We start from the raw sequence: 1190 nt of genomic DNA, 5'->3' as shown, positions 1-1190 counted from the left end.
TGTCTAAAGAAAAATTTGAACGTACGAAACCGCACGTTAACGTTGGTACTATCGGCCACGTTGACCACGGTAAAACAACTCTAACTGCAGCTATCTGTACTACTCTTGCTAAAGTTTACGGCGGTGTAGCTAAAGACTTCGCATCTATCGATAACGCTCCAGAAGAGCGTGAGCGCGGTATCACAATCGCAACTTCTCACGTTGAGTACGACACTCCAACTCGTCACTACGCACACGTTGACTGTCCAGGACACGCGGACTACGTTAAAAACATGATCACTGGTGCTGCACAGATGGACGGTGGTATCCTAGTTGTTGCTGCGACAGATGGCCCAATGCCACAAACTCGTGAGCACATCCTACTAGGCCGTCAGGTTGGTATCCCATACATCATCGTATTCATGAACAAATGTGACATGGTTGACGATGAAGAGCTACTAGAACTAGTAGAAATGGAAGTTCGTGAACTTCTATCTGAATACGATTTCCCAGGTGATGACCTACCAGTTATCCAAGGTTCTGCACTAGGCGCACTAAACGGCGAAGAGCAGTGGGAAGCGAAAATCGTTGAACTAGCTGAAGCTCTAGATACTTACATCCCTGAGCCAGAGCGTGCGGTAGATCAGCCATTCCTAATGCCTATCGAAGACGTATTCTCAATCCAAGGTCGTGGTACAGTAGTAACTGGCCGTATCGAGCGTGGTATCCTAACTGTAGGTGACGAAGTTGCTATCGTAGGTATCAAAGACACTACTACTACTACATGTACTGGTGTTGAGATGTTCCGTAAGCTTCTAGACGAAGGCCGTGCAGGTGAGAACGTTGGTGCACTTCTACGTGGTACTAAGCGTGACGAAGTTGAACGTGGTCAAGTACTAGCGAAGCCTGGTTCAATCACTCCACACACTAAGTTCGAATCAGAAGTATACGTACTGTCTAAAGATGAAGGTGGTCGTCACACTCCATTCTTCAAAGGCTACCGTCCACAGTTCTACTTCCGTACAACTGACGTAACTGGTGACATCCAGCTACCAGAAGGCGTAGAAATGGTAATGCCAGGTGACAACGTACAGATGACTGTTGAGCTAATCGCACCAATCGCAATGGACGAAGGTCTACGTTTCGCGATCCGTGAAGGTGGCCGTACAGTAGGTGCTGGTGTTGTTGCTAAGATCTTCGACTAATTCATA

Annotated in this window: 1 protein-coding gene; it reads left to right on the top strand. The window is 47.3% G+C overall.

What is annotated here, in order from left to right:
• Window positions 1-1184: elongation factor Tu (tuf, locus tag L3V32_RS26055; RefSeq protein ID WP_046875564.1), on the top strand; the 1184-nt coding region annotated here is incomplete at its 5' end.
• Window positions 1185-1190 lie beyond the last annotated feature (6 nt).

Source organism: Vibrio sp. J2-4 (assembly GCF_021728155.1).
GTDB classification, from domain to species: domain Bacteria; phylum Pseudomonadota; class Gammaproteobacteria; order Enterobacterales; family Vibrionaceae; genus Vibrio; species Vibrio diabolicus.
The sequence above is the reverse complement of the archived record's forward strand: the minus strand, read 5'-3'. Positions and strand labels throughout refer to the sequence as shown.